The sequence below is a fragment of the Ornithinimicrobium faecis genome (assembly GCF_023923225.1).
Lineage (GTDB): Bacteria > Actinomycetota > Actinomycetes > Actinomycetales > Dermatophilaceae > Ornithinicoccus > Ornithinicoccus faecis.
The window spans coordinates 1,424,748-1,447,270 of the sequence record NZ_CP099489.1 but is presented as its reverse complement, the minus strand read 5'-3'; the positions used below and the strand labels follow the sequence as shown (position 1 = coordinate 1,447,270).

At 70.5% G+C, this 22,523-nt stretch carries 26 protein-coding genes; 8 read left to right on the top strand and 18 right to left on the bottom strand.

Translation table 11 applies throughout. The features are described from left to right. Positions 1 to 8: 8 nt before the first annotated feature. The 4 genes from NF556_RS06785 to NF556_RS06770 form a co-directional block, all read right to left on the bottom strand. On the bottom strand, positions 9 to 803 hold the full coding sequence (locus NF556_RS06785) for an ABC transporter permease (protein ID WP_252594766.1): 795 nt from the start codon (positions 801 to 803) through the stop codon (positions 9 to 11). Further along, a complete protein-coding gene (locus NF556_RS06780) occupies positions 800 to 1,798 on the bottom strand; it encodes an ABC transporter ATP-binding protein (RefSeq protein WP_252594765.1) in 999 nt (332 codons plus the stop codon). The genes NF556_RS06785 and NF556_RS06780 overlap by 4 nt, the downstream gene beginning before the upstream one ends. 123 nt (positions 1,799 to 1,921) lie before the next feature. Next, positions 1,922 to 2,626, bottom strand: coding sequence for a response regulator transcription factor (locus NF556_RS06775; RefSeq protein ID WP_252594763.1), 705 nt, complete (start codon positions 2,624 to 2,626; stop codon positions 1,922 to 1,924). A gap of 42 nt (positions 2,627 to 2,668) precedes the next feature. Next, complete coding sequence (locus NF556_RS06770) at positions 2,669 to 3,778, bottom strand: sensor histidine kinase (RefSeq protein ID WP_252594762.1); 1,110 nt, start codon at positions 3,776 to 3,778, stop codon at positions 2,669 to 2,671. A gap of 120 nt (positions 3,779 to 3,898) precedes the next feature. On the opposite strand from NF556_RS06770, the gene lysA reads away from it, so the two are divergent. After that, positions 3,899 to 5,245, top strand: coding sequence for a diaminopimelate decarboxylase (gene lysA / locus NF556_RS06765; protein ID WP_252594760.1), 1,347 nt, complete (start codon positions 3,899 to 3,901; stop codon positions 5,243 to 5,245). A gap of 398 nt (positions 5,246 to 5,643) precedes the next feature. On the opposite strand, the gene NF556_RS06760 is transcribed toward lysA, so the two are convergent. Further along, positions 5,644 to 6,855, bottom strand: a complete 1,212-nt coding sequence (locus NF556_RS06760; RefSeq protein WP_252594759.1) for a glycosyltransferase — start codon at positions 6,853 to 6,855, stop codon at positions 5,644 to 5,646. Positions 6,856 to 6,888: 33 nt separating this feature from the next. After that, on the bottom strand, positions 6,889 to 7,449 hold the full coding sequence (locus tag NF556_RS06755; RefSeq protein ID WP_252594758.1) for a TIGR03086 family metal-binding protein: 561 nt from the start codon (positions 7,447 to 7,449) through the stop codon (positions 6,889 to 6,891). 51 nt (positions 7,450 to 7,500) lie between these two features. On the opposite strand from NF556_RS06755, the gene NF556_RS06750 reads away from it, so the two are divergent. Together NF556_RS06750 and NF556_RS06745 are read left to right on the top strand one after the other, a co-directional pair. Beyond that, a complete protein-coding gene (locus NF556_RS06750) occupies positions 7,501 to 8,334 on the top strand; it encodes a helix-turn-helix domain-containing protein (protein WP_252594757.1) in 834 nt (277 codons plus the stop codon). Positions 8,335 to 8,410: 76 nt separating this feature from the next. Continuing rightward, the gene (locus NF556_RS06745; RefSeq protein ID WP_252594755.1) at positions 8,411 to 8,692 is read left to right on the top strand and encodes a hypothetical protein; all 282 of its coding nucleotides are present in this window, start codon (positions 8,411 to 8,413) and stop codon (positions 8,690 to 8,692) included. 10 nt (positions 8,693 to 8,702) lie between these two features. On the opposite strand, the gene NF556_RS06740 is transcribed toward NF556_RS06745, so the two are convergent. Genes NF556_RS06740 through NF556_RS06720 form a run of 5 tightly spaced genes read right to left on the bottom strand, consistent with a single transcriptional unit; the run spans position 8,703 to position 13,019 of the window. After that, positions 8,703 to 9,611, bottom strand: a complete 909-nt coding sequence (locus NF556_RS06740; RefSeq protein WP_252594753.1) for a phosphotransferase family protein — start codon at positions 9,609 to 9,611, stop codon at positions 8,703 to 8,705. 42 nt (positions 9,612 to 9,653) lie between these two features. After that, positions 9,654 to 10,316, bottom strand: a complete 663-nt coding sequence (locus NF556_RS06735; protein ID WP_252594752.1) for a phosphotransferase — start codon at positions 10,314 to 10,316, stop codon at positions 9,654 to 9,656. A gap of 2 nt (positions 10,317 to 10,318) precedes the next feature. Beyond that, positions 10,319 to 11,455, bottom strand: coding sequence for a VOC family protein (locus NF556_RS06730; protein WP_252594750.1), 1,137 nt, complete (start codon positions 11,453 to 11,455; stop codon positions 10,319 to 10,321). 27 nt (positions 11,456 to 11,482) lie between these two features. After that, positions 11,483 to 12,298, bottom strand: a complete 816-nt coding sequence (locus NF556_RS06725) for an MBL fold metallo-hydrolase (protein WP_252594748.1) — start codon at positions 12,296 to 12,298, stop codon at positions 11,483 to 11,485. 58 nt (positions 12,299 to 12,356) lie between these two features. Next, entirely contained in the window at positions 12,357 to 13,019 is a 663-nt protein-coding gene (locus tag NF556_RS06720) for an Rv0909 family putative TA system antitoxin (protein ID WP_252594745.1), read from the bottom strand. A 106-nt stretch (positions 13,020 to 13,125) separates the two neighbouring features. Here NF556_RS06720 and NF556_RS06715 point away from each other — a divergent pair, with 106 nt between their 5' ends. Then, entirely contained in the window at positions 13,126 to 13,695 is a 570-nt protein-coding gene (locus tag NF556_RS06715) for a nucleosidase (RefSeq protein WP_252594744.1), read from the top strand. 154 nt (positions 13,696 to 13,849) lie between these two features. Beyond that, positions 13,850 to 14,440: a dihydrofolate reductase family protein gene (locus tag NF556_RS06710; protein WP_252594743.1), complete on the top strand. Its 591-nt coding sequence runs from the start codon at positions 13,850 to 13,852 to the stop codon at positions 14,438 to 14,440. Between the two features lie 19 nt (positions 14,441 to 14,459). Here the strand turns inward: NF556_RS06710 and NF556_RS06705 are convergent, their stop codons facing one another. The 5 genes from NF556_RS06705 to NF556_RS06685 all read right to left on the bottom strand — a co-directional run bounded on the left by NF556_RS06705 (position 14,460) and on the right by NF556_RS06685 (position 18,769). Then, positions 14,460 to 15,113: an alpha/beta fold hydrolase gene (locus NF556_RS06705; protein WP_252594742.1), complete on the bottom strand. Its 654-nt coding sequence runs from the start codon at positions 15,111 to 15,113 to the stop codon at positions 14,460 to 14,462. Between the two features lie 305 nt (positions 15,114 to 15,418). After that, positions 15,419 to 15,964, bottom strand: coding sequence for an NADPH-dependent FMN reductase (locus NF556_RS06700; RefSeq protein ID WP_252594740.1), 546 nt, complete (start codon positions 15,962 to 15,964; stop codon positions 15,419 to 15,421). A 69-nt stretch (positions 15,965 to 16,033) separates the two neighbouring features. Further along, positions 16,034 to 17,134: an NAD(P)/FAD-dependent oxidoreductase gene (locus NF556_RS06695; RefSeq protein ID WP_252594739.1), complete on the bottom strand. Its 1,101-nt coding sequence runs from the start codon at positions 17,132 to 17,134 to the stop codon at positions 16,034 to 16,036. Between the two features lies 1 nt (position 17,135). Next, positions 17,136 to 17,690 carry an isoprenylcysteine carboxyl methyltransferase family protein gene (locus NF556_RS06690; RefSeq protein WP_252594738.1) on the bottom strand — a complete coding sequence of 185 codons (555 nt, stop codon included), beginning with the start codon at positions 17,688 to 17,690 and terminating at the stop codon, positions 17,136 to 17,138. Next, the gene (locus NF556_RS06685; protein WP_252594736.1) at positions 17,687 to 18,769 is read right to left on the bottom strand and encodes a type III polyketide synthase; all 1,083 of its coding nucleotides are present in this window, start codon (positions 18,767 to 18,769) and stop codon (positions 17,687 to 17,689) included. The genes NF556_RS06690 and NF556_RS06685 overlap by 4 nt, the downstream gene beginning before the upstream one ends. A 66-nt stretch (positions 18,770 to 18,835) precedes the next feature. Between NF556_RS06685 and NF556_RS06680 the strand changes: the two genes are divergently transcribed. Together NF556_RS06680 and NF556_RS06675 are read left to right on the top strand one after the other, a co-directional pair. Beyond that, complete coding sequence (locus NF556_RS06680) at positions 18,836 to 19,645, top strand: UbiA family prenyltransferase (RefSeq protein ID WP_252594734.1); 810 nt, start codon at positions 18,836 to 18,838, stop codon at positions 19,643 to 19,645. Between the two features lie 71 nt (positions 19,646 to 19,716). Next, on the top strand, positions 19,717 to 20,256 hold the full coding sequence (locus NF556_RS06675) for an MOSC domain-containing protein (protein ID WP_252594732.1): 540 nt from the start codon (positions 19,717 to 19,719) through the stop codon (positions 20,254 to 20,256). Between the two features lie 71 nt (positions 20,257 to 20,327). Here NF556_RS06675 and NF556_RS06670 read toward each other — a convergent pair whose 3' ends face one another. Next, positions 20,328 to 20,648, bottom strand: a complete 321-nt coding sequence (locus NF556_RS06670) for an MmcQ/YjbR family DNA-binding protein (protein ID WP_306271102.1) — start codon at positions 20,646 to 20,648, stop codon at positions 20,328 to 20,330. A gap of 90 nt (positions 20,649 to 20,738) precedes the next feature. Then, positions 20,739 to 21,335, bottom strand: coding sequence for a hypothetical protein (locus tag NF556_RS06665; RefSeq protein WP_252594730.1), 597 nt, complete (start codon positions 21,333 to 21,335; stop codon positions 20,739 to 20,741). Positions 21,336 to 21,475: 140 nt separating this feature from the next. Here NF556_RS06665 and NF556_RS06660 point away from each other — a divergent pair, with 140 nt between their 5' ends. Continuing rightward, positions 21,476 to 22,462 (top strand): GlxA family transcriptional regulator, encoded by a 987-nt coding sequence (locus NF556_RS06660; RefSeq protein ID WP_252594728.1) that lies wholly within the window; start codon positions 21,476 to 21,478, stop codon positions 22,460 to 22,462. The last annotated feature ends 61 nt before the right edge of the window (positions 22,463 to 22,523 follow it).

The window sequence follows — 22,523 nt, the reverse complement described above, 5'->3', positions numbered from 1 at the left end:
TGGACCGCTCACTCGCGCCCGCACCTCCACAGCAGCAGGGCCACCAGCACGAGTCCCCCGACGAGCCAGGCGGCGGCCTGCAGCAGCGGCCCGCTGACGTCGCCGCCCACCAGCCAGGACTCGCGCACTGCGGTCGTCACCGGTGTCAGCGGCAGGAAGTCGGAGATCGTCTGCATCGGGCCGGTCATCACACCCGCCGGCGGACCACCACCACCGAGCAGCCACATCGGCATGAACAGCAGCAGACCCAGCGCCTGAGCGGAGCGGGCAGTGGACACGAGCAGGCCAAGAGCCACCCCGAGCACCAGCATCATCGCCGCGCCCAGCGCGAACGCCCCGATGACACCGCCCAGGTTCTGCACCTCCGGCAGGCCATAGACCGGCGCCGCGACGGCCAGGACGAGCGCCGCGCCAATGACCACCAGCAGGGCCGTCACCAGCACCTGCGAGCCGATCACGGTGAGTCGGGAGACCCCGGAGGCCGACAGCCGCCGCAGCACGCCGCGCTCGCGATAGCCAGCCAACGCGACCGGCAGTCCGATCAGGGCAACGGCGGCCATCGGCACGCCGAGATAGGTCGCGATGTAGTAGTCGGTCCCGTTGAGGTGCAAGAACTCCTCGCCGTCATCGGCGGCGAACACACCAGCCAGGACGAGCATCATCATGGGCGGGAAGATGAAGGCGAACAGCATCGGTGCCCACTCGCGGGTGAGCAGCCGCGTCTCCAGCCCGGTCATCGTCAGCAGACTCCGCACCGGCGACAACGGGCGGGCCAGTGGGGCGGTCGCGGTCGCGGTGGTCATGCCGCCACCTCCCCGGAGGTCAGCTGGACAAAGACATCCTCCAGCGTGGGTCGGACGACGGTCAGGTCCTCGGGGAGTATGCCGAGGCGCGCCAGTTCTGCAGCCACCCGGACCGGTGTGGTCCGGTCCCCGACAACCTCGGTGCGGGTTCCCTCCCGCGAGACCGTCAGGACCCCGGGGAGGCTCTCGAGCCTGCTGTGCTGCTGACCGGGCGGGAGCGTGAAGCGGGTGCGCACGTCACCGTCGGCCCTGGCCACCAGGTTGGCCGGCGTGTCACAGACGGTGATCCGGCCCTCGTGGAGGACGGCCGCCCGGTCTGCGAGCTGCTCCACCTCGTCCATGTAGTGACTGACCAGCACCACCGTGGCGCCGCGGTCGCGGACCTGGCGGATCAGTGCCCAGGTCTCTCGGCGCGCAGCGGGGTCCAGCCCCTGGGTGAGCTCGTCGAGGAAGACGACCTGCGGGTTGTTGATGAGGGCGAGCGCGATGAACAGTCGCTGCTTCTCACCGCCGGAGAGGCCACCGAAGGCAGAGCGCCGGAGGTGGGTGAGACCCCAGGTCTCCAGGGCCTCCCGCCAGTCGACGACGTCACCGGCCAGGCGAGCAAACGTGCGCAGGGCCTCCCCCACCCGGAGCCGCTCGGGCAACGAGGAGGACTGCAGCTGCGAGCCGACCTGGGAGCGCAACCGCTGACGGTCGCGGACGGGGTCGAGGTCGAGCACCCGGACGTGTCCGGAGTCGGCGTGCCGCAGACCCTGGATGGTCTCGACCGTGGTGGTCTTGCCGGCGCCGTTGGGCCCGAGGATCCCGAAGATCTCACCGCGTCGGACGCAGAGGTCCAGGTTGCGGATCACGGAGCGGTCGCCATAGGACTTGGTGAGGTCACGCACCTCGATGACGGAGTCCGCATCGGGGTCCACCGGGGGTGCACCTGTCTCGGGCTCGAGAGCCGGATCACTGTGTGGGGCTGTCGGTGACAGCGTCTGTGTGTTCATGCCTCCAGCCTCCCCAGCGAGAGGTCGCGGCACATCGGGCTGCGGGTTAGTGCTGGGTTCCACCCTGGGGAGGAGATGCCCCGCCCCCAGCAGCCCCGCCATGAGCTCGGCCCCCAGCGCGGCTCAGTGCTCCCGCGGGTCCTCACCAATCGCGACGACCCCGTGGTCAAACGCGAACACGATGGCAGCCGCGCGATCCCGGACGCCGAGCTTGGCGAAGATCGCGCCGATGTGCGACTTCACCGTTGCCTCACTCACATGCAGCGCCTGACTGATCTCCTGGTTGGCGGCGCCGCGGGCCATCAGGCGCAGCACGGCGTTCTCACGCTCGGTGAGCTGCTCGAGGCGTTGCCGCTCCCGGTTGGCCGGTGCGACCCTGCCGCGATAAGCCTCCAGCACTCGCGGCGCGACGGACCGGTCAAACCAGGCTCCCCCGGCCGCGACCGCGCGAGTGGCGGCGATCAGGTCATCGGCGGAGGCGTCCTTGAGCAGGAAGCCGCTGACCCCGGCCTCGATCGCGCCCCACAGCACGTCGTCCTCGTCAAAGGTGGTGAGCACCAGGACCGGCGGCGGATCCGCCAGCCGACTGATCTCGCGGGTGGCCTCGACACCATCCATCACCGGCATCCGGATGTCCATCAGCACCACGTCGGGCCGGTGCTCGGACACGGCGGCAAGGGCCTCCCGACCGTCCCCGCACTCGGCGACGATCTCGAACCCGTCCTCGTGACCGAGGATCCGCCCCACGCCGGCCCGCACGATCGGCTGGTCATCGACCAGCACGACGCGGATCATGCTCCCCTCCGGCTCATCGGGCCACTCTCTCACTGGGCCACCCTCTCACTGGGCAACTCCCTCACTGGGTCACCATCACCGGGCCACTCGGCAGCGCACGAGCCAACCCTGCGGGACCGGACCGGCGGAGAACTCACCACCGACGACCTCGGCGCGCTCCTGCATCCCCCGCAGCCCGTAGTGCCCACGCACCTCGTGCGGGTCGCGAGGCCGCAACGGGCCGGCACTGAGCACCTCCAGTGTCGCGTCGTCGCTGGTCACGGCACTGGTGACCACGGTGCGTGCCGCCGGTGCGTGGATCACGGCGTTGGCCAGGGCCGCCTGGGCGATCCGGAACAGCGTGAGCCCGACGGCCTGATCGACCTCGTCCTGGGGTCCGCTGGTCACCAGCTCCACCCGCAGGCCGCTGGATCGGGCGTCATCGACCAGACCGGAGACCTGCCCGAGCCCCTCGATCGGTGCCTGGAGGCCACCCTCGTCACGCAGGCTCCCGACGGTGCGGCGCAGGTCCCCGAGCGTGCGGCGGCCGATGTCCTCCGCCGAGGTCAGCGCCTCGCGGACCTCCTCGACGTCACGATCGAGCACGTGCCGCGCACCGGTGATCTGCAGCATCATGGCGGCCAGACCGTGGCCCACCAGGTCGTGCACGTCCCGGGCGATCCGGCGCCGTTCCTCCAGCACGGCTTGCTCGGCGAGCGCCATGCGCGCGGCGTCCAACTCGGCGGCCATCTTCTCCTGCCGGTGGAAGGCCCAGCCCATCAGGGCCGGGAACACGACTCCCATCACCCAGACGCCGCCTGAGATCCCGTGCTCGTCCTGCAGCATCGCCACGATCACCGGCGCGGCTGCCGTGAGCAGCACGAGCAGGACGGTGGTCACATTCAGGTCGGACCAGCCGGTGAGCGCGATCGCGAGCAGGCACAGCACGAACAGACCGGGCTCCAGTCGCGACTCGGCCTGAGAGATCGAGACCAGCAGCACGACGGGGACCGCGACGGCCTGCGCCGGCACCCCCAGGAACGCCCAGACCACCACGCCCAGCGCACCCGCCACCAGCGCCAGCACGAACCACCACCTGGAGGGTTCGCTGAGGGCCGCGACCGGCACGAAGACCAGCGCGAGGACGCCGATGCCGACGCGGGCATAGTCGGTCCCGCGCTCAAGCACCCGCTGTTCCCCAGCCATGGTGGGAGGCTACCGATATCGCGTCGGGGAGGGATCCGACCAGGGGCTGGTGCACCGTCTCCGACCACGGGTGGACAGGTCCCCGCCTGACCCCAACCAGCGACACGAGATACTCACGCCATGGCACTGGACCCCGCGCTCTGGCCCCAGAACGTCACGCAGGACGAGCGGGGGTGCCTGACGGTTGACGGCGTCGACGCACACACCCTGGCACGGGAGTTTGGCACCCCGGCCTATGTCCTGGACGAGCAGGACTTCCGGTCCCGTGCGGCGGCCTTCCGGGACAGCTTCGCCACCGCGTTCGGCCCGGTGACCGGCGGCGCAGACGTCTACTACGCGGGCAAGGCGTTCCTGTGCTCGGCCGTCGCCCGCTGGGTGCAGGAGGAGGGACTCGGCCTGGACGTCTGCTCCGGCGGGGAGCTCGCCGTGGCCCAGCGCGTCGGCTTCCCCGGTGGGCGGATCACGTTGCACGGCAACAACAAGAGCGTCGCCGAGCTCCGACAAGCGATGGAGTATGCCGTGGGTCGGGTTGTCGTCGACTCCCTCACCGAAATCGACCTGCTGGCTTGCGTCGCAGCCGATCTCGGGGTGCGCGCCCAGGTGCTCCTGCGCGTGACTGTGGGCGTCGAGGCGCACACGCACGAGTTCATCGCGACGGCGCACGAGGACCAGAAGTTTGGCTTCAGCCTGGCCGACGGGTCGGCGCAGCGCGCGGTCGAGGCGGTCCTGGCCCACCCGGACTCCCTCGAGTTGCGCGGCCTGCACAGCCACATCGGCTCGCAGATCATGGACACCACCGGTTTCGAGCTGGCCGCCCAGCGACTGATCCAGCTGCACGGACAGATCAACCAGGCACACGGCATACGGCTGCCTGAGCTCGACCTCGGAGGCGGCTTCGGCATCGCCCACTCCCCCGATGACTCGCCCCTGACCCCTGCTGAGCTGGCCCGGCAGCTGGCCGCTGGCGTCGACCGCGAGTTCGAGCGTCTCGGCGACGACCCGCGACCTCGGGTCTCGATCGAGCCGGGGCGCGCGATCGTCGGGCCGAGCACGATCACGCTCTATGAGGTGGGCACCATCAAGGACGTCACGCTCGAGGACGGCAGCACCCGCACCTATGTCTCGGTCGACGGCGGGATGAGCGACAACATCAGGCCCGCGCTCTATGGTGCCGACTACACCTGTGTGCTGGCCAATCGGGTGTCGGACGCCGCGCTGGTCCGCGCGAGAGTCGTTGGGCGACACTGCGAGAGCGGCGACATCGTGGTGCGCGACACTGAGCTGCCCTCGGACATCGCCCCCGGTGACCTGATCGCGGTCGCGGCGACCGGTGCCTACTGCCGGAGCCTGTCCAGCCAGTACAACCACACCCCGCGACCGCCGGTCGTGGCGGTGCGGGGCGGGCAGGCACGCGTCATCGTGCGCCGCGAGACCATCGAGGACATCCTCGCGCTCGACGTTGGGTAGCGCCGAGATTCCTTCAGTGACGTCCTTGGCGCCTCCGCCGTCCAGATCGGGGCGGCGGCCGGCTCACGCGTCTCGGCGTGCGGTCGCGAACTCGGCGACCACCTCATCGGTGTCCACGCCCTGCTCGGCCAGCACGGTGTCGAGGAGGGCCGCGGCTGAACGCAGGGAAGCCACCTGGGCATCACGGTCAACTGGCGTCGGTATAACCATCCCACCGTGACCCCATGACGCGTCACCGCCACCGGCTCGGCCGCGGTGATGAAGTCAGCCAACCCAGCGCGGAACTCGCGGATGCCTACCGATGTTGTCACGACAACCCCCAGGAGCTGTGTATCACTGTGTACACATACTGCCCCATCGGCGCTCAGTGCGTCGCGGGGTCTAGCCGTCCTGAGCCGTCAGGCCCCCAGCCCCTGCTCGATCACCGCGACCGCTCCGCCGACGCCGTCCTCGCCCTGGACGACCCGAGCGACGGACCGAGCGCGAGCGCACACCTCTGGGGCGAGTGCCTCGTTGAGGGCGGCCTCTAGCCGCGCGGTGGAGGCCTCGACCGTGGACACGGGGGCGGACCCGACGCCGATCTCGTGGACGCGGCGGGCAAAGAATGGCTGGTCCATCGTGAACGGCAGCACCACCTGGGGCACCCCTGCGCGCAGCGCCTGGGCCGTGGTGCCAGCGCCCCCGTGATGGACCACGGCAGCAACCCGCGGGAACAGCAGCTCGTGCGGCACGTCGTCGACGAACAGCACGCGGTCGTCGTGCTCGAGATCCTCCAGCCCCGAGCCGCGCTGCACGATCACTCGGTGTCCGAGCTCGAGGGCAGCGGCCACAGTGTGCGCGAGCGCATCGCGCACGGCAGGCACCGTGTGCGATCCGAGACCGACATAGACCGGGTCCGGCCCGTGGTCGAGGAACTCGGCGACGTCGACCGGCAGTTCGGCCGGCAGGTCCAGGAAGGGATAGCCGGTGGCGCGGAGCTGCCGTCCACCGATCCTCCGCGGGGTGACGATCTGGGCGCTGTTGGCCACAAACGCCGGCGCGGTCGACATCTGGATCAGGCCGCGCAGTCGCTCCCGGCTGGTCGCTGTGGTGTCGGAGGTGACCAGCTTGGCCGACGGCCCCATCGCCCGCAGGCCCGAGACCAGGTTGTGGATCGAGCGGCCCTCTCGCTCGGCATAGAGGCTGGCATCGCCCCAGACCGAGGGCACCGCGGCCAGGAACATCATCAGCACCTGCGGCTTGCGCGGTCCCGCGATGAGCCCCGGCCAGGCGGCGCTCATCGCGGTGGTGACCACTCCGTCATACCGCGGCCACAGGTCCGTCAGGGTCTCCCGGACCGCGGGCGCCATCACCTTGGCCACCTCCCCAAGCAGGTCCATCTGGCCCATCAGCCCGGTCGGCATCCCGTTGCGCAGCGCGTGGTCGCGGTAATAGCCCATCAGGTCGACCGCAACCTCCTCGGCGCGGACCCCAGCACCCTCGACGGTCGGCACATAGTCGCTGGTGGCTGTGACGCCGACCTCGTGACCGCGCGCGTGCAGGCCACGAGCGACGGCGAGGGTTGGCAGGTAGTCACCGCGGCTTCCCGCCGCAAGGATCGCTATGCGCATGGAGCCATTGTCCGGCACCATGCGCAGCCACCGTCAGCGGGCGTCGCGCCCCAGACGGGCCAGCAGCCGCACCTGACGTGACTCGCTCTCGGCCACCTCGACCGGCGCGGCACAGATGCCAGGGCCATAGAGGGCGTCCCCGAAGCCGGCGAGAGCGGCCTCGATCTGGTCCAGCTCCTCCTGCGTGAACTGCTCGTCGGTGCCCAGGGAGCGCGCCAGGTCCCAGCGGTGCACGAGCAGGTCCCAGCCATAGAAGGAGGCCATCGTGGCGCCGATGGTGGTGCGCCCGAAGTGGCCGTCATACTCGCGTGGGCCGACCGACGGGTCCTCGAGCAGCGCCAGGACGGCCTCGGTGTGCTCGGCCCAGGCTCGCTGCGGATCGGCCAGGGACACGGTCGGGACCTCCAGCTCGCGCTCGACCAGGAAGTCCCGCTGGGTCACGATGAGGTGCTCCACCAGGTCGCGGACCGTCCACCCCTCGCACGGGGTGGGGTCCTCCCAGGCAGTGGTCGTGGACAGCAGGTCGGCGATGGCCGCAGCCCGCTCGTGATAGGTCGTGGTGTTGTCGGTGGTCAGGGTGTTCGTGTCGGTCATGACCCCATGGTGCCGCCCGCGGAGGGCTCGTGGCTTGCAATAATCCGACAGGTGCCAGACTCCTCCCACCCGATCGACCGCGCGCGCCTCACCGAGCGGGCTCGGCTGGCGCCGCCGGTCCACCGCTATCCGCCTCCAGAGCACCTGCAGCCGTTGGTTCGGCACTACTGGATCCCGGTGTGGGACCTGCCGGAGGGCACACCGGTGGTCGAGCAGGTGCTGCAGTATCCGACCTGCCTGATCGTGATCGCCCAGGACTACGCGCGCTTCTACGGCGTGGCCCGCGGGCTGTCCACGGTGACGCTGCAGGGCCGCGGCTGGGGCGTCGGCCTCATGCTGCAGCCCGGTGCCGGCACCGCCGTCGCGGCAGGTGACGTGTCGGCCCTGGTCGACACCCACCGGGACCTCACCGAGTTCGCGCACCTGGCCCACCTGGTCCCGACCGTGCGCGAGCTGATGGCACCCGACCCCGGCAATCCGGACCGGCACGCCGCAGCCCTGCGGGAGGTGGAGCAGCGGGTGGAGGCCGCCCTTCCGCTGAGTGCCGACGGCGCCCTGCTCAACACCGTCGTGCAGACCGTCGAGTCCGACCCGGACCTGCTCAGCGTCACCCAGCTCGTCGACCGGTTGGGTCTCTCCGAGCGCGCCCTGCAGCGTCTGACCGGCCGCTTCCTGGGGCTGACCCCCAAGTGGTTGATCCAACGGCGCCGGCTGCACGAGGCCACGCATCACCTGAAGCACGGGACGCAGACCCTCGCCGACCTCGCCGCCAACCTCGGCTACACCGACCAGGCACACCTCACCCGCGACTTCCGGCGGGTGACCGGGCACACGCCGGGGGACTTCGCCAGGACCCTCGGGCGAGACTCCGCGCCCGAGCAATAGCGCGATACCTACGACGGACCGGCATCGATACCTCCGATGGATGCTCCGGCCCGGGGGCAACTCCTACGTTCGAGACATGGCGCAACCAGACCGCAGACCCACAGCCACCTCCCGAGCCGAGAGCACACCGCAGCGCCCGCTGTGGCGCCGGGCGCTGACCGCTGTGCTCGTGGCGCTCGGCGTCTATCTCGTCCTGCGCGCCGCGGTCGAGCCGTTCCTGGTCGACTTCGGCGACCCTTCGGACTACTCCGCTGACTGGGGCGGTCCGTCCCTGATCGGCGTGCTCGCGGTGCACATGGTGCCGGGCATCATCTCCGCCGTGCTCCTGCTCGTGTGGTGGCGGCGCCGGACGTCGTGATGTGCCGCCCTCAGCCGCGGATCAGCTCGTCGATGGCACGGCGGGCCGGCTCGGCATAGCGCTCCGGGAAGGTCACTGAGCAGCCGATCAGCCAGGCGGTTCCCTCGAGGGTGCGCAGCCGCAACCAGGGGGCCAGCTCCTCCTGCGACGGCACCGGGGTGCCAGTGATCTGGCCGTATGCCGTGAGCGCGGCTGCCCCCGTCTCCTCATCGGGGGTGGAGCCCAGGATCGCGAGGTCCCACTCGATGGGGCCCCTGCAGGCCTCCTCCAGGTCGTTCCACCGCCAGAGCCCGTCTGCGTCGCGCAGCAGGTTGCCGCGGTGGGCGTCGCCGTGCAGGAGCACCTGGCGGGTGCCCAGTCCCTCGACGGCGGCGAGCGCCTCCTCGTGCTCCCGGGTGAGTGCTGCACGGGTGACGGGGTCGAGGTGACCCAGCCTCTCGGCATACTCCAGCGGTTCGGTGATCATCGCGTGGACGATCGGCATGACCGGCAGGTCCTGGCCTGCGTCGCCCAGCACGCGGTGCCACTCGGCCAGCGCGGCGGCGGACTCCTCGGGGGTGGCCCGGCTGTCCTGATCCCCCAGATCGGTCCAGAGAGAGATCCACAGGCCGTCCACCTCGTGTGGCCCGGCCTCCGGGGCCGGCGGCACCACGAGGGCACCTGCCTCCTGCGCGATCCGGCCCACGGCGACCTCCTGTCCCAACCACCAACCGGGGTCGCGGCGCTGGGCGCCGGTGTGGGTGCAGACGCGGGCAACCAGCCCCGTGCCGGGCAGTCGCACCATCAGCGACCCGCGATCGGAAAGAACCTGTGGCACAACGTCTCCCAGGCCTTGGGCACGCGCCAGGTCCGTGGCGGCACGCAGCCCTCGCTCGCGGATGGCGGGCGGGCTCTGCGGGGGCTGGGTCGCGTTGTTCACCCGCCCGATGCTGCCATCTGATGAGCGTGCACCGAACCTGCCTCACCACGGGTCGTCGAGGAAGGCCCTGATCCGCTCCTGCTCCTCCGGCGTGAGGTTGACGTCGTGCAGCCTGGCCCGACCGACCGCTGGCAGTTGCTCGAGCAGGTCCGGCAGGTCGAAGCAGTCGAGGAAGGTCTCGACGAAGGTGCCGACCGCGACCGTGAACTCAGCCGTCGGAGCGGCGGGCGCCTCCACCTGCACGACCCGGGTGAGCAGCCAGCAGGTGGCCGGGTCAGCGCTCACTGGTCCGCGCCCAGCGTTGGTCCAGTCAATGATCGTGGGCGCACTGCCGAGGATCACGTTGCCCGGGTGCAGGTCCAGGTGCACCAGGGACTCCCCGGCACCCACCGGGGTCGACATCCCGTCCGGTGCGGTGATCTGCCCGAGCCGCAGGTGCAACTCGGCGAGGGTGACGGCATGCGCCTGCGCACTGCCGGGGTCGGCGAGCAGTGCCTCCAGCATCGTGGGCCCGTGGATCCGTTCCAGCACCATCGCGTCCGGCCTGATCTCGTGGACCGCGGGCACCGGGAGGCCGGCGTCGCGGGCAGCCTCCATCGCGGCCACCTCCCACCGCAGGTCACGCGGGCCGCGGAAGCGGCGCAGCACCGTGTGCTCGTCGAGGCCAAAGACCTCGGCATCGCGCCCGCGGGCCAGCAGTTCCACGCCTACGTCTCCCCCACCGACAGGTCCAGCTCTGCCACCTCGCGCCGCGCAGTCTCCACGGCAGCACGATCCTGCTGCGTCAGTCCGTCACGCTCTGCGAGGGCGGTGAGCTCCGCGACCGCGGCCCGAGCGCCGTCATGGTCACCGAGACGCACGCGCAACTCAGCGAGATAGGCCAGGGCAGAGGCGTGTTCCCCCACCGCAGCGTCCTGCGCACGACCCAGGGCACCAGCCAGGATCTTGTGGGCCTGCTGGGCGTCACCGCGCGAGTCCCCCAGCACGACAGCGTTTTCCAGGGCCCGGGCCAGCGGGGCGCCGTCGACGGAGGGCAATATGCCCCGGTCGTCATCGCTGCGTGACTCCCGACCCGTCAATGGCCGCCGGGACACCCGGATCCAGTTGCCGGCCGGGTCGATGACGGAGAACCCGCTGAGGCCGTCGTTGTTGGTGCGCCGCCGCGGACGCGTCATGCGCGGCGCACCGCTCTGCGGGATCGTGCCGAACGCCGCCCGGAACCCTTTGGCGAACCGCGCGTGCAGCGGCTCTGTGTCCGACACGACGATCCCGCACGTGGAGTGGCTCTGCTCGGGGTCGTGCCCCGGCAGGCCGTAGTAGTGCAGGTCGATCCCACCCAGCCCCAGGGCGAGATAGGGGTTGGGGCGCCTCTGCCGATAGGTCACCCGCAGCCCGAGCGCGGTCCAGAACCGCTCGATCTCATCGATGTCCGGACACGGCAGCATCGAGATCATGTGCGCGTCGTCGGCCACACTGTCTGCACCTGCGATCGCCGGCTCGTAGGGCAGTTCCACCCACCGGATCGCCGCCCCACCACCGTCGGTGACCGCGTCGTGCAGCGAGTCGGCCGAGAACGAGATCGAGTCGAAGGCGTCCTGCCCGCCCGAGCGCAGGGACACCGCGAGCTGGCCGGCGACCTCGCGACCGACCGTGACCGTGGCCCCGCCGTCGCCATAAACCTCTCCGGGCAGGTCGCGCACCGAGTCCCGGTCCAGCACGGCCAGCCACCGCTCGACGGCCGCGAGCACAGCGGGGTCGGTGGCGTCCACGACGGCCTGCAGGTGGGCAATCTGGTCCTCGCCCAGCGGTCCGGCCCAGTCATAGGACATGGCCCATTGCGTCATGGTCTGAGTATGCCGTCACGCACCTGATCAGGTCAGGTCGTCGTGGTCTCCGCGCACCCAGGCAGTGTGCCGGTCGGCGGAATAGCGGATGATCGCCTGGGCGTCCTGCGGCACCACCGCGCCGAAGTTGTTGTAGAGCCGGTCGAAGTGCAGTTCCTCCACCTGCGCAGCCAGGCGCTGGACCACGTTGCCGGACAGCGGGAGCCGGTTGGGATAGCTGCGCATGAAGCTGACCGTCTTGCGGTCCGGGTTGGTGAAGATCGCGTCCCCCGCGAGCAGCACGCCCTTGCCGTCATTGCCGGTCGCCCACTCCAGGACGGCCTGGCCGCGGAAGTGCCCGCCGACCCGGTGCAGCGTGACACCGGTCGCGACGTCACGCCGGTCGTCATAGAACTCCACCCGCTCGGGCCGGCGCACCCACTCCCGGTCGCGCTCGGCGACCAGCACCGGCACGTCGAGGGCGGCGGCCCACTCGGTCTGCACGCCATACATGTGCGGGTGGCTGGCGGCGATGGCCAGGGTCGGCCCGAGGCCGCGGACGAACTCCACCGCGGCGTCGTCGATGTAGCCAACGCAGTCGAACAGGATCGTCCCCTCTGGGGTGCGCACGACCATCGTCTGCTGGCCGATGCCGATCGACGGCTCGGCGCGCAGGCCCCACAGTTCGGGCTCGACCTCGCTGATCACGATGCGCGTGCCGTTCTCCCGCTGCTTCTCCACACTCGTCCACCGGGACCCACCCTCGGGCACCCACTGGCGCTCGTCGTCGCAGATCGCACAGATCTCCGGCGGGGTCTCCAGGTCGGCTGTCTCGACGGCGCAGGTCTCGCAGATCCAGATCATGGACTCAGTCAGCGCCCGCGGTCACCTCTTCCGCCACCAGTTAGCCGGCCGTATGCCGTCAGTGGGCTCCGCGGATCGTCATCCGGTTGATGGTGTGGCCGGCTGTGTCGAAGGTGAACTCGGACAGGCCGTTTGCGTGGGTGCTGCGCCAGTCGGCCACCACCCTGACCTGACCTCCGGTGTCTGTCACCTGTTGCACATCCATGGTCCCGTTCGCGCCGATGAACTCCTTGTCGCTCCACTCCTTGATGGCCTCGCGACCGACGAACTCTCGGCCCCAGTCGTCCACCACTCCGGTGTCCCCGAAGCTGTCCAGGAAGGCCGTCTCGTCGTGGGCGTTGACCGCGTCAACAAACTCGCGGACCGGGCTGGTGAGCGCTGCCGAAGCGGGCGGCGGAGGCGGGGGTGGTGGTGCAGGCGTTCCGGCGCCCGGCGGCGGAGGTGGGGGCGGCGTTCCCGTGCCGGGTGGAGGCGACACAGGGCCCTGGGCACTCGAGCCTGCGGCCGGTCCGGCCTCCCCAGCCACCTTGTCGGCGGCGTTGCGAGCAGCGCCCTGAGCCTTGACGATCTTGTCGCTGTACTTGCCGTGCGTGCGCTGGTCGATCATCGACCCACCCTTGTCGATGGCGCGGTCGATCTTGTCGCCGTGCTTGCCAGCCAGCTCTCCGGCCTGCTCCTTGGCCGCGTTGGCGGCCTTCTTCACGTTGTCCAGCAAACCCATGGTCTCTCCTGACGTCGGGTGATGACACCAGTCTTCAACGGGTCACGTCCCCCTGCAGTTCCACGGCGAGGGCGAGCAGCGTGACCCTCATCTCTAGGATCGTGGTGTGAGTCGTTATCTCGTCGTCAGTGCCACCCGCGCGGAGGCCGCCCACATCCCGCCGGCTCTGCCGGTGATCATCACCGGCATCGGGAAGACCACGGCGGCGACCGCGGTGACCAAAGCCCTGATGGAGACGGACCGCACCGGGCTGGTGGTCCTCAACATCGGCACGGCGGGCGCACTGCGGCCGGACCGGGAGGGGCTGTTCCTGCCCGGGAGGGTGATCAATCACGACATCAGCGCCGAGTCGCTGCGAGCGCTCGGCTATGACCCCCGCGACGAGTTGGCCCTGGAGGGTGGCGACGACACGGTCCTGGCCTCCGGCGACACCTTCGTGACCGATCCGGTGGTGCGCGACCAGCTGGCGGCGAGGGCAGACCTGGTCGACATGGAGGGCTATGCGGTCGCCTTCGCGTGCGACGCCCTCGGGGTCCCGGTGCGCCTGATCAAGCACGTCTCGGACAGCGCCGACGCCGGAGCCATGGCCTGGCCGGATCTGGTCGACGCCAGCGCCCAGGTCCTCGGTGACTTCCTCAGGGAGCTCATCGACGGCGGTGACGTCGGCTCAAGCTGACCCCTGCGGCGGGTCTCGTGGAGGGCAGCGCGTCAGTCGGGCTGATCACCTCCGGCCCGATCTGATCGGCCGGGCCGGCGATGAGTTGGCGTGCCCGCGGAGGTCCACCTTCCTGTGGCCGACAGTGGCCCCGCTTCCCTGAAAGGACCGTGCGATGCAGGAACTCATGGTGGACTTCATCATCTCGCTGGACGGTTACGCCTCGGCGGACGGGTGGCCAGGGTGGTGGGGGTTGGAGAGCCCCGAGTACCTGGCCTGGCTGGAGGACCAGCCCGACACCTTCACGACGCTGATGGGCGCCACGACCTATCGACTCATGTCGGGGTTCGCCGCGGGCGCAGCCGGAACGGAGCAGGAGGCCGATGCGATGTCGTCGCTCACGGCAAGCCCGAAGGTGGTCTTCTCCTCCACCCTCGACGAGCCGCTGGACTGGGCCAACACCCGACTCGTGACCGGTGACGCCGTCGAGGAGGTGCCTCGACTGAAGGCCGAGTGTGGGCAACCGCTGCACACGCTTGGCAGCGTCAGGCTGTGCCGCTCACTGCTAACCGCAGGGCTTGTCGACCGGTTCCGACTCGTGGTCTTCCCGGTCATCACCGGGGCCACGGGGTCGGAGCGGATCTTTGACAACTACCCCGACGTGGCGCTCGACCTCGTCGAGAGCCGCACCTTCGAGGGCGGGCTGCAACTGCTCGACTACGTCCCCCGGGTGCTGGACGGCCCACCCGAGAGCGGCACAGCCTGACCGTCGCCCAGCGAGCCGTTCAGGCCTGGTCGAGGAACCCGCGCAGGATCTCCACGAGCGCCTTGGGCTGCTCGACGTTCACCTGGTGCCCCGCGCCCGGGACCTCGCGCAGTTGCGCACCGGAGATGCCAGCGGCCAGCATCTGTGCGGCCGGCTTGTTCGCCTTGTCCTTCTCGCCCACGAGCACCAACGTGGGTGCGGTGATCTTGGGCAGCGCATCCGTGAGGTTCACCTCGCGGACGATGTCCAGGGTCCGCAGCAGCCGCTCCTTGGAGACGCTGGAGTCGGCCAGGCGCGAGGCGGGCATCATCTTCAGCATCTGCAGCTGCACCTTCATCAGAGCGCGCGGCGGGCGGACCATGCCGGCGATCAGCACCAGCCGCCGCACCCGCTCCGGGAAGTCCGCGGCCATCCGCGTGGCGATCACGGCGCCGTAGGACAGCCCGCACAGATCGACCGCCTGCATCCCCTCGAGCATCAGGTCGGTGTCCAGCTTGGCGGCAGCGTCAGCCACCGGCACCAGCTGCTTCTCGGTCGGCTTGAGGCCGGGCACCCACGGTGTGAGCAGCCGCCGCGTCGGATAGAGCGGCACGATGACGTCCTCCCACGCCATCGGTGCCTGGCCGAGCCCGTGCAGGAGCACGAGCGGGGTCTGGTCATCGGTGTCGGTCACCCCACGACTGTATGCCGTGGCGCAGGTCTCCCGACCGCGCACCGACTCCTAGCGCTCACCAGCACTCGCCTCACCCCATCACCCGGCGTGCACCCAAACAGGCGACGTCACAGGGCCCTTTCCATCAGTGCAGGTCAGCGCGTTGCGCCCTCAAGGCACAGGCCACGTTGCCTGTTTGGGTGCACGTCGGGGTGCGGCCGCGGGGTGCCAGGACGCAGTCGAGGCGGTGGCGCACGGGGCGCCACCGCCTCAACAGGTGGGGGAAGAACTGACGGGGAGGTCAGTTGTCAGGGGACGTCAGCGGGTCAGGCAGCGACCTTCTCGCGCGCGGCGGCGACAATCTGGTCGTAGAGGCCGCGCACGGCGTCCTCCGGGGCGGCGTCGAGGATCTCGCCCTCGGGTGTCAGGTCCTGGCCGAAGCTCAGGCCCGGGCCGTCGAGGCGGAGCGCCTTGACGCGGTCGAGGACCTCACCGAACTGGTTGACCGCACCGGCGGCAGCGCCCCAGCCATAGCCGATGACGCCGATCGGGAGCTCGTTCCACTCGGCGTGGAGGGAGTCGATCGCGTTCTTGACGACGGCCGGATAGCCGGCGTTGTACTCGGGCAGGGCCACGATCAGGGCGTCGAACTGACGCACCCGCTCGGACCAGGCGATGGTGCTGGGGAGGGTGTAGTTGCCGGTGGCCGGCTGCTCGGGCTCAGCCAGGAAGGGCAGGTCCACCTCGGCCAGGTCGACGATCTCGACCTCACTGCCATAGGGGGCCAGCTCGCTGATCCACTGGGCGACCTTGGGGCCGATCCGGGTGGGGCGGGACGAGCTGACGATGATGCCGATCTTGTGGGAAGTCATGCCTCCTTTAATAGATGATGCTTCAACAATATTTCCGATGATGCCTCGCTGTGTGCGGCGTCACACAACTCAGTCCTGCGCCACCGCGTTAACTGCCCGTTCGAACAGCCACGGCACCCGCCGAGCCGTGCCGAGGACGGCCCGGCGGCCAGGCTCGCTGCGGGTGGCGGCCAGCAGACCTGACGTCAGCACACTGCTGCGCAGGCTCACCCGCACGGCAGCACGGGGATAGGTCTGCGGTCGCTCGGCGGCGATGGCCGTGACAGCTGCCTGCGCCTGCGCCAGCCCAACAGCGATGCCCTCACCAGTGAGCGCGTCGACATAGCCACCGGCGTCCCCCACGAGCAGCACGCGACCCACGCGACGGGACCGGACGCGTTGTCGCAGCGGCCCCGCGCCCCGGACATCGCTCGCCGGCTCGGCACCTGCCAACCGGTCAGCCAGGGCCGGGAAGTCCGCGAGACGGTCCTGCCAGCTCCCGCCCGCGGAACCGAGCAGGGCCACCCCAACCTCGCGGTCCCCCACCGGCGTGACATAGGCCTCGCCGACCGGGGACCAGTGCACCTCCACCAGGTCGCTCCACGGGGCGATCCGGAGGTGGCGGCGCAAACCGAAGCGGCGCGTCCCACGGCGGGGAACCTCCACCCCGACCAACCGGCGGGTCGGCGAGTGCAGCCCGTCAGCCGCGACCACGAAGCGCGCCCGGACCGTCGACTCCATCGACTCCGTCGCCTCCATCACCCCGGGCAAGGTCCCACCCCCGGGGTCCTCGAGTTCCACCTGCACGCCGGTGTCATCCTGCGTCAGCCCGGACATCGCCCGCGGCACGACTTCGACGCCGGCCCGCTCAACGGCCGCCGCCAGCGCCGCGTGCAACGCGGTGCGGCGCACCCCGCGCCCTGGTCCACCGCGGAACCTGGCCTCGACGGACCGGTGAGCGTCGACATACCGGATGCCGGTGAACGGCCGCCCACCGACGGCCACGCCCAGGTCAGCGAGCGCGGCGACGGCACCCGGCATCAGGCCCTCGCCGCACGCCTTGTCGATGGGTGCCCGCCGTGGCTCCAGGACGAGGGCCACCAACCCGACGCGGACCGCCTGCAGGGCCGTGGCCAGGCCCGCCGGTCCGCCACCAACGACGATCACATCGGCGTCCACCTCAGCGTCCACCTCAGGGTCCGAGCCTGGGCCTGGCTCCGGGTCCAACTCGGGGCACGCTGTCCAGCGCGGCGTCCTCGGCCCTGATGCGCACCGTGAGCAGCCAGGCATTGAGCACCGTGAAGACCACTGCAGTGATCCAGGAGGAGTGCACCAGCGGCAGCGCCACCCCCTCTGCCACCACGGCGACATAGTTGGGGTGCCGCAGCAGCCGATAGGGGCCGCGCCGCACCAGGGGCAGACCCGGCACCACGATGACGCGGGTGTTCCACTGCCGCCCCAACGTGGCGATGCACCACCAGCGCAGCCCCTGCGCCAGCAGGACCACGGCGAGCATCGGCAGACCGAGCCAGGCCAGGAACTCCCGGTCCAGCAGCCACGCCTCGAGCAGGCACGCGATCAGCAGACCGGAGTGCAGCGCCACCATCGGCGGATAGTGCCCACGCCCGCGCTCGACCCCACCTCTGGCCAGGGCCCAGTCCGCGTGCCGTTTCGAGAGGACGAGCTCTGCGAGACGCTCCAGGACCACCAGACCCAGCAGCACGGCATACCAGGTCAGGGTGCTCATCGACGCTCTCCCGGCGCGCGCAGCAACACCGTCTCCAGGCAGAAGCCGGGGCCCATCGCTAGCAGCACCCCGGGGCTCCCGGGCTCCGGGGGTGCGTCCCGCAGGGTGTCGGCGAGCACGTGCAGCACGGAGGCGGACGACAGGTTGCCGATCGCGGCCAGCGACCGCCAGGTGACCCCGAGGGCCGCGGGTTCCACCTCGAGCGCCTCGGCCATCGCGTCCAGGACCTTGGGTCCGCCGGGGTGGGCGACCCACCAGCCGATCTGCGCGCGCTCCATCCCGTATGCCGACAGGAACCGGTCCACGTCGGCGCGCACCTGGGTGCGGACCAGGTCGGGCACCTCCGCGCCCAGCACGATGCGCAGGCCGCTGGAACCGACGTCCCAGCCCATCGCCCGCTCCGTGCCGGGATAGAGGCGGGATCGGCTGCCGCACACGCGAATCCCGTCGGGCGCCAGCCGGTCGGCCGCCCGATCCCCCACCAGCACGACCGCGGCCGCGCCGTCCCCGAACAGACCGCTGGCCACCAGGTTGGCCGTCGAGGTGTCGTCGCGCTGCAGGGTCAGGCTGCAGATCTCCACCGCGAGCAGGACGGCAACACCGTCGGGGTGGCCGGCCAGCCACTCGTCCACGCGGCCCACTCCGGCCGCGCCGCCGACGCAGCCCAGCCCCACGATCGGGATCCGCTTGAGGTCCTCGCGCAGCGGGAGCCGGGCCATCAGGCGGGCGTCGAGGGAGGGCACGGCCAGTCCGGTGATGGTGGTCGACACCAGCAGGTCCACATCTCCGGCAGCCAGCCCGGCGGCGTCGAGAGCTTCCTGGACGGCCCGAGCGCCCAGGTCGGTCGCCGCCTCGATGAAATGGTCGTTGGAGCGCCCGAAGTCAGCCGTCGCGTCGACATAGTCCTCCAGCGGGAGCGCCAGGTGCCGGTGCTCCACGCCAGCGTTGCGGTGCACCTGCTCCAGCATCGCCAGGTGCTGCGGCCCCAGCCCGACCAGTTCCGCCAGCCCTGCGGTGAGGTCCTCCTGCGCATAGCGGTGCTCGGGCAGGACGCCGCGCACAGCCGCGATCACGGACATGGTGCGAGCCTACGGACTGCGCTGCTGACCTGCTCCCCGTTCGGTGGGGGACATACGCTGCGAGGCGTGAGCACCCTCGGCACTGTGCGCGGGCTGGCCCTGGCCTGCCACCCGTTGCCCACGGCAGCCGTGACCGTCTTCGCCCTGTTGCTGGCCCTCGGCGCAGGCGGCGCGGTCGAGGTGGTCGTCGTGGTGGCCGCGGTCCTGGCCGGACAGCTCGTCATCGGCTGGGACAACGATCTGCGCGATGCCGCGAGGGACCGGGCCGCCGGTCGCACCGACAAGCCGCTGGCCCGGGGTGCGCTCCGTCCGCGGATCGTGCGGGCTGCTCGAGGTCTCGCCCTGCTCCTGGTGGTCGTGTTGTCGCTGTGGAGCGGGGGCTGGCTCGGTCTGGCGCTGCACGTCGGGCTCGTAGTCGGCTCGGGCCTGGCCTACAACGCGGGCGTCAAGGCCACGATCTGGTCCTGGCTGCCGTATGCCGTGGCGTTCGGCACTCTCCCAGCGTTCGTCTGGCTCTCGGTCGGCCGGGGTGCGGCGCCCTGGTGGGTGGTCACCGTGGGCGCGCTGCTGGGGGTCGGCGCCCACCTGCTCAACGTCCTGCCGGACCTGGAGGATGACGCGCGTGACGGCATACGGGGCCTCCCGCACCGGATCGGCAGCCGGGGCTCGCGCGCGCTGGCTCCCCTGCTCCTGGTGACCGGCACGGCCCTGTTGGCCCTCGCTCCCCCGGGCGGCACACCACTGTGGAGCTGGGTGGCGGTCGGGGTCGCGGTGCTGCTCGCCGTGCCCGCCGCGACCGCCAGGGGGAAAGTGCCCTTCCAGGCCGCGATCGGCATCGCGCTGCTCAATGTCATCGTCCTGACCCTGCGGACCTGACCGCTCCAGGAGCGCGCCCGTGACAGTGGGCAGGCTTCGCTCGCCCTGGGTGGCCTGACAGGATCGTGACCATGGGTGCAACTGTCGTGGCCGTCCACCGGAGCAGCACGCACTCGTTCAGCAAACCCACCGTGGCCGAGATCGAACTCCTCGAGGGTCTGGGCGTGCGAGGTGACGCGCACTGCGGCACCACGGTCAAGCACCGCAGCCGAGTCCGCGCCGACCCCGACCAGCCGAACCTGCGCCAGGTCCACCTGCTGCACGCCGAGCTGTTCGACCACCTCGCGACCGTGGGCCACCAGATCTCTCCCGGCGACTTCGGCGAGAACATCACGACCCGTGGCATCGCACTCCTGGACCTGCCGGTCGGCACGCGACTCACTGTCGGTGAGGCTGTCATCACGATCACCGGCCTGCGCAACCCCTGTCAGCAGATCAATGACTTCCAGCCGGGCCTGCTCAAGCACGTCGTGCGCACAGATGACGACGGCACCGTGGTGCGGCTGACGGGCGTGATGGGGATCGTCTCGCGCAGCGGGCTCGTGCGCGCCGACGACAGGATCACTGTGGTCCTGCCGCCGGAGCCACGCCATCGCCTCACGAGGGTCTGACCGCGCGGATCCCCTCACGCCGGGCCATCCGGGTGGGCCACTCCCCCAGGGCAACCCTCTGCAGTGCCATCTCACGCAGGTCCATCCGGGTGGGCCGCGTCCCAGGCGCGGATCAACTTCTGCGGCACGCACATGCCCCAGGCATCGACGACGAACTCGCGGGCCTCGACCGGGTCCAGCCGGTCCCTGCGTGCGCGCACCCAGTTGAAGCGCAGGTCACTGGGCGCGGGCAGCGAGAAGGTGCCGGGATCACTGGCAATCAAGCCGTCCCGCTCATCCTTGGGGAAGGCGAACTCGACGACCTCCTCATCGAGCGAGAAGGCGACGAAGACGATCGAACCCACGCGGAACTTGCGACGGCCACGCACGAACACCTCGTAGGCACGCTCCAGCGTGAGCGCGAAAGCCCGAATGTCTTCAACCTCAGCCGTCGGTTGGCCTTCCCACCATGAGTCCAGTGAACCGCAACGCTGCGGGCTCGCTCAGCCGATCACGGCCAGAGCGACGCACAAACCACCCATCGTGAGGTCGAGCCCGATGCAGAACACCGCCATGGACCGGATGACCACCACGTCACGTCGGTAGTGCCAGACGTCCCAGAGCGCGTGGGCGGCAAGCGAGAGCGCGGCCAGGGTCAGCCCAACCCGGGGCGACAGATAGAGCGCAGCGACGGCGACACCGAAATAGCCGAGCATGGCCAGGGCCTGGATGGTCGAGATGCGGCCCGCGCCGGTGAGCACACCGATCAGCAGCAACACTCCCCCGGCGATGGCGAGGAGCGTCCACCACGGGAGGGTCACCATCAGCCCGGCAAACGCCAGGCCGCTGAACACGGGGACGCCGAGCCAGGCGACCCAGCGAGTGCACGTCGCCGCGGCAGCGAGATAGCAGAGAGCGGCCACACCGACCGACGTCGCAGGGGTCATCGCGGTGGTGCCGTCAGAGATGCCCAGTCCGTGCATCGCCGCCAGCCCGTAGGTCATGCCCAGCGCGCTGAGAACCCCCACCGTGATCCAGAGGGTCAGAGCGGTGCTGGTGCTGACCCGAGGGGCCGGTGCGGTGAGGGTCGTGGTGGTCATGGTCGTTCCTCTCGGCGGGGCATTCGCCCGGAGTGATTCCCTCCGACGATGCCGCTGCACAACGGGACGTGGACCCTGGTGGCAGAAATCCTGGGATATCCGTCCGACCGGACATCGCTGTTCCTGCCATGCTGGTGCGCATGACGGATCCCGAGGTGCTCGTGATCGGTTATGACGGCGCCGAGCTGGTCGACATCGCGAGCGTCACGTCGGCGCTGGCCCTCGCCAACCGCCTGGGTGCCAAGCCGCGGTATGCCGTGCGGCTGGCTTCCCTGGGCGGGCGCGACATCACCTGTGACTCGGGGCAGCGCCTGGTGGCTCAGTGCGACATCGCCAGTGTGCAGTCGGTGGACACCCTGGTGGTCTCCGGAGGCCTTGGGCACGACCCGGCCAGCCGCAACGGCCAGCTGCTCGGGCACGTCCGGCGCCTGGCCGGCACGGCCCGCAGGGTGACCTCGGTCTGCACCGGCACCTCGGTCCTGGCCGCCGCAGGGCTGCTGGACGGCAAGCGAGCAACGACCCACTGGTTCTATGCCGCAGACCTGGCCCGGAGGTTCCCGCGGGTGAAGGTGGACTCCTCCCCGGTCTACATCCGTGAGGGCCGCTATGCCACCTCCGGCGGGGTGACCGCCTCCCTCGACCTGACCCTCGCCCTCATTGAAGAGGACCACACGGCCGAACTCGCACGCTGGGTGGCGATGGGGATGGTCACGTATCTGCAGCGCCCGGGCAACCAGGCGCAGATGAGCATCTTCACCGAGGTGCCGCACCCGGATGACGCTGTGGTGCAGCAGATCCTGGATCATGTGCTGGCCCACCCCGACCGCGACCTGTCCACCAACGCCCTCGCCGGCCTCGTCGGGGTGAGCAGTCGGCAGCTGACGCGGCTGTTCCAGCAGCACCTGCACGCTCCGCCAGCGGCTGCTGTCCGACGGATCCGGCTGGAGCTCGCTGCCCGGCTGCTCGCGACGTCGGAGCTGCCCCTCTCACAGGTTGCCAGGAGCTGTGGGTTCAGCTCGGCCGAGACCCTGCGGCAGGCCTTCGCCACGCGCTATGGCACCAGCCCCCGAGCGTTCCGCAGCACGCACTCCCGGTCGGCCGCGGACCCGACGCACCAGTCCGCCTGACCGTGGAGCAGACGCACCAGTGGACCTGATCGTGCAGTGGCACAACTGCCAGCCCATCGCA